At 36.0% G+C, this 5217-nt stretch carries 3 protein-coding genes; all 3 read right to left on the reverse strand.

The window, feature by feature from the left end; genetic code table 11:
• Positions 1-348: 348 nt before the first annotated feature.
• Positions 349-1725 carry a KamA family radical SAM protein gene (locus V7K49_RS08920; protein ID WP_335205271.1) on the reverse strand — a complete coding sequence of 459 codons (1377 nt, stop codon included), beginning with the start codon at positions 1723-1725 and terminating at the stop codon, positions 349-351.
• Positions 1726-1884: 159 nt separating this feature from the next.
• Positions 1885-3540 carry a flavin monoamine oxidase family protein gene (locus tag V7K49_RS08925; protein ID WP_335205272.1) on the reverse strand — a complete coding sequence of 552 codons (1656 nt, stop codon included), beginning with the start codon at positions 3538-3540 and terminating at the stop codon, positions 1885-1887.
• Between the two features lie 47 nt (positions 3541-3587).
• A complete protein-coding gene (locus V7K49_RS08930) occupies positions 3588-4115 on the reverse strand; it encodes an SET domain-containing protein (RefSeq protein WP_335205273.1) in 528 nt (175 codons plus the stop codon).
• Between the last annotated feature and the right edge of the window lie 1102 nt (positions 4116-5217).

Here is a 5217-nt window from a genome sequence, read left to right on the forward strand (position 1 = left end):
AGTTGCACTCGACTTAATAAATCCTCAACATTTAAGAAACTGGTTTGCTAATTGCTGTTACTGTACCTCATAACAGCCGGAAGTGCTGTAATGGCAAATTGGAGTGTTTCTCTACACCTGGACAAGGAACAGAGATAATTATTCAAGTGCCTATCCAACAACAAGTTTGTTAGACAGTCTAATATTTTAAGTATGTTATTTTATTAGTGTATCCGCCTGATTAGTACGATATTCAGTCCAGGTTCACTCAGGATTAAAATCTCTTCACGCCTTTGTGTCTCTGTGTCTGCCTTGATAATAAGTCTTTAAGAGGATATGCTCTAATTGGATAAATCCATTAATTTCGCTCTAAAATTTCGCTTTTCTAGCCTCATTAAGGGCTTCATCACACATGATTTGCTGTTGCTTAGGGTCTTTCCATGCATTGCGAATGTTTTCAGCAAGGCTATGAAGGGGATCGAAATATAGGAAATACTTACCGGGTCTTACAGATGGAGCAGTATAGACACTCACACCTGTTTTGCGATTGTAATATTCATAAGAATGAATAGAACGTTTACCTCCACCAGCAGGAGCATCTATAGCAACTGTTGGTGTCTTAAAGCCTGCTATAATACCACGTAGACTCTTTTCTATATCAATAGCAGTCTGAACTGATGTGCGTAAATCTTCCACTCCTTTAACCAGATCGTGTTGAAAGACGTAATAAGGTTGAATGTTAATGTAACTCAATCGTTGAATTAAAAACTGCATCTGTTCAGATGTGTCGTTGATACCCCGCAGGAGTACTGTCTGGTCGCGCACCACTAAACCACGCTCAAAAAACTTTTGCATAGCACGCTGGGTGATACCCGTGATTTCGTTTGCATGGTTAAAGTGTGTATGAAGAGCAACTTCTTTGTAGAGTTTCTTGCCTAATTCAAGTACAGAAGTGATTGCATCTAACCAATTCTCATCAGTCAGGACTTTCATAGGCATAACTGCAAGTCCTTTACTTGCAAACCGAATACGCCGGATTTGAGGTATTTGCAGCAGTCGAAAACCGATGGTTTTTATCTGTTCGGCAGATAAGTTATAAGTATCGCCACCACTAATTACAATGTCCTCTAGTTCTGGATGAGACTCAATATAGTTAAATGCCTCTTCCCAACGCTTTGAATCAACAGAGAAATTGCCTTTTTTCATGATGTTAGTGTTTTGACCAACAGCATAGCTACGGGTACAAAAACGGCAATAAGCAGGACAAGTATCGAGAGCTAAAAATAGTGCTTTTTGAGGATAACGATGAACAAGAGATGATGTGACTGCATCTTGACGTTCATGAAGTGAGTCAAAGCTTAACATCGGATGGTCTTCTATTAACTGAGTGCTAACTGGAATAAACTGTTTGCGGATTGGGTCATTCCAAGGATTGTTCCAATCGATCAGGCTCAGTAGATAAGGAGTTATACGCACAGCCATTGGTACTCTAGAAAAACCTTGACATGCAGCTTCGATGAACTCCTTGGAAGCAATATTGCTAATAGTTTTAATCAGTGTTTTTTGGTCGTATATAGAATTTTTTGTTTGCCATTTATAATTAAGGAAATCTTTCTCCGAAACATTTGCAAACTCAGGAATATCACGCCAGAATTCGTATTGTGTGAACAGACGATATTTTAGAGATTCCATTTGGATCACTGGTTTAAGATTTTCATTAATCTTCAAAACATTTTGGATTACCATATTCGGAGATACACCTATTTAGTAAACTATAATAATTACAAAAGAAGTATTTTCATAGATATTTAAAAACTTACTATAATCATGCAAAGTTCTTGGCAATAAAATCTACATTTTTTTTCTGCTTTATAAATTAGTTAAAAAGATTTAGTTTTAAAATGTTTATGCTCCAAAAGCGTAGTTACTAGGTAGCCACTCAGGTCGCTCTAAATGAAAGTTTTCCTCCAGCATCAATTCTGTACTGTGAAGCGCTCCTTGAACCCATCCTTGTCTGTTAGAGTAGGCCTCACCACAGATGTAAACATTGGCATTTTCAAGCGGGTGTCGCATCTGCTTCATAATATCCCACGGCTTACAGTGAGGATTCCAGGAGTGCCAACCACCTCCATAAGGGTCTTTCCCCCAGTCTATGTAAAGAGCTGAGTATGGTTGCGGAATCTCTTCAATCCCATGCAGTGCTTCTAATTGTTTTTGGGTAGTTTGTACCATATTTTCTGTAGCCCGTAAGGGTTCTTGCTCAGGTGTTCCGTCAGAGTGTAGAAAAGATTTACTTAGCTGTTTTGCGTGTAAGTAATTATTAAAAGCTTGATGATTTTGTGGCTGTTCAGGACTGTCTACCATAGCTCTCCAGAAACTGACAGTACGGCCATCTGAATTACTAGCTAAAAGTAGCGATTTGTGGTTGTTCAAGTCACCTCCATTCTCGCTCTCAGTACCTTCGTAAGAACACTTACGTATAGGCAAATCTGTAGCTGACATACCATGCTTCATACCGAGTTTATTCCACCAAGGGTATTCATAACTTAGGAAGAGTTTGGATGCTGGGCAAATACTAACAGTATGCAAATTCTTAGTAAACTTTGAATCTTGAAATAGAAAGTTATTTTGATTTTTTTGATAAAGCAATTCTAGAGAACGTTTTGGCATTGCCAGTATAAGATGCTTCGCCCAAACTTTTGGATAAGCTAACTTGGTTTCAATATCTATAAACTCCAGTTCAATTAATTGATCTGAAGTGTGACGATTGAACTTACTCAGACAGTGACGGTAAAAAACTTTGCCTCCATATTGCTCAAATTCAGTAGCAAGGGTTTTTGGTAATTGCTCATTGCCATTTTTAAGAGTAAACCACTGACTATTACAAGGAATGGACATATTCGTAGCGATCGCTTCTGCTGCATTCCAATTACCTAAGTCTGAAGAATAAAAGTAGCCACTGTCAAGACAGAGATTATAGGCTTCTTGACTGAGAAATTCCAGCAGTAATTTCCAGATACTGATTTCATAAAGAAGTTCGCATCCTACTTTCAGATGTTCTCTGTCATGCTGCCATTGTTCGGAAGTAAAATAATTAAGTGGTAAAGATTTACCCTTATTGATAGCTCTCTTAACGGCATAAGCAAACAGCTCATCTAAGTCCTTACCACGCTCGTTTGGTCTTAAATTATATGGCAAATTTACTGCATTAGTTAGTTCACTGATACGTAAATGCTTATTTCTTAAGTACATTTGGTTATTTGCAGCTTTATAAGTAGTTGGAACTACCTCAAGTTTCAATACATCCTTAACTAAGTTTGATACGATAAACTGAGAGTCAGAGAAATACTTTCCACCTAATTCAGCATATACGTGAGGCATATCAGGCATTGCCATAGATAATAAGCGACCTCCAATTCTGTCGCTCATTTCGTATAGGCGGACTTCTTGAAATTTTTTGGATTTAGCTAACCGCCAGGCTGCATATGCTCCAGAAATTCCACCGCCAACGATCGCTACATCAATTACTTGACTGGAATCAATACTGGAAGAATTACTCATGAGTTTTACTTTTGTACAAATACTCTTGTGATTTCAATTTTGAAGTTTTATCTTGAAACAGAGACTACTGGGAACGCTTGATGTTCATGCTTTTGTTGTGAAATACTCTCAATTATGACATCTTCATAGCTTAATTGAGTTAAGCATATTAGTGCTATAGCACCAATATGTTTATTAATAAAGTAGTGACTCAGAACATCTATAGACAAGTACTTTGCACCAGTAATTATTCTTAAACACTGGGATGCACCGCACTTACAAGTAAATGGTGTAGACATATTCCACTCTGTGCTGGGATAGAAGAATGTGAGTTCTTCATTTGATTGAATGTCTTTTAAAGCACTAATTTCTAGATTAGTGGTGTCAATAATTATATTAGGGTCGCAACTATGATTTAAGTGAGCTAAGTATAGTTCTTCAATATTTATGTCTTTACTAATTTGCACACTTGTATATGTAGCTGAAGTTATCTGATTATAGTTAATTATCTTGTGCAAAACCTCCCCTTTTTTGATTGGCATTTTTGTAATTAGACTTTTACCTTTTTCATTTGTATTGAATCTAATTTCTAGCATCTTAATTTTTTCCTTACTTGTTTATTAGTGCTAAATAATTAATAATATACAAAAAATTAATTAGCATAATTGAAATTATTTGGTAACTGATAGTACAAATATCAAATATTTTGGCAAGTTTTTACATAATATTAATATTTTTAAAAAAATACGCATAGTAATATTATGCCTTGATACCAATAAAGCTCAATAATTTTTAAACCATACAAGTTTATTATGAAACATCAGAATTTATGCTAAATGCTTGATTATAAAATAATCAGTTACTTAACTCCTAAATTGATTGGTATATGAACTTTTTAGTATATTTGATGAATTAGTAATTGTACTCATAGCAATTAAATAGCTGTTTATCATTGTTCATTCAAAAGTGTCTACGAGTTGGGTAAGAAAACCAGTTAAGTTGAGACAAAAAAATACTACGTGTTTAGAAGATATTCCTATCGAGACATCATCCAGCACCCAATGCTAAGTTATCATCATTAACTCTAAGTCACTACCGAAATTTTACCGGCTACTTCACGGGACTTAAACAAAATAAGAAGTAAAGAAAGCTATAACGCTTAACTAGTATAGCTATTTTCGTATTTTTAAATAAATGTAAGAATATTGATTTTCAGTATAACTACTGAACCAATTTTTAGGGGCTGACTTTGGTGTAACCCTTGAAGGAGAAGGTAATGCTTAAGGAATGCTAATCCTCTTATCTTGCCTTCAATTCTTTTGAAGAAGCGATCACAACTAATTACTACACTCCAAAATTATTTGTGATTGACTTTGAGCAAATATTATTGAACTAAAGAGATGGGATAATGGCTAAACCGCCTTATAGGGGCAAAAAAAATTACCTCTGCTGCATCCACCGACTCAGAAGCACTAGCTAGCTCTACTGAAAATATTCGGCTGAAGACTTCCTGGAGCAGGGTTTGGATAAGCAAAAGAAAGGAGATTTACAAGGATCGATCGCAGCTTATACTGAAGCAATTCGCCTTAATCCCAATGAGGCCCTAGTACAGCACGGCGTAAGTTAACCGACTATTATTGTGGGACAATGGATAATTAGATTAAAAGTAGTTTTTGCTGACAAGTAGGGCTGAGAGGT

The organism is Nostoc sp. (assembly GCF_036919675.1).
Classification (GTDB): Bacteria; Cyanobacteriota; Cyanobacteriia; order Cyanobacteriales; family Nostocaceae; genus Nostoc.

What these genes read in the sequence shown, in the direction of transcription:
- V7K49_RS08920 (WP_335205271.1), bottom strand. Translation starts at nt 1,725, where the DNA reads ATGGTAATCCAAAATGTTTTGAAGATTAATGAAAATCTTAAACCAGTG.
- V7K49_RS08925 (WP_335205272.1), bottom strand. Translation starts at nt 3,540, where the DNA reads ATGAGTAATTCTTCCAGTATTGATTCCAGTCAAGTAATTGATGTAGCG.
- V7K49_RS08930 (WP_335205273.1), bottom strand. Translation starts at nt 4,115, where the DNA reads ATGCTAGAAATTAGATTCAATACAAATGAAAAAGGTAAAAGTCTAATT.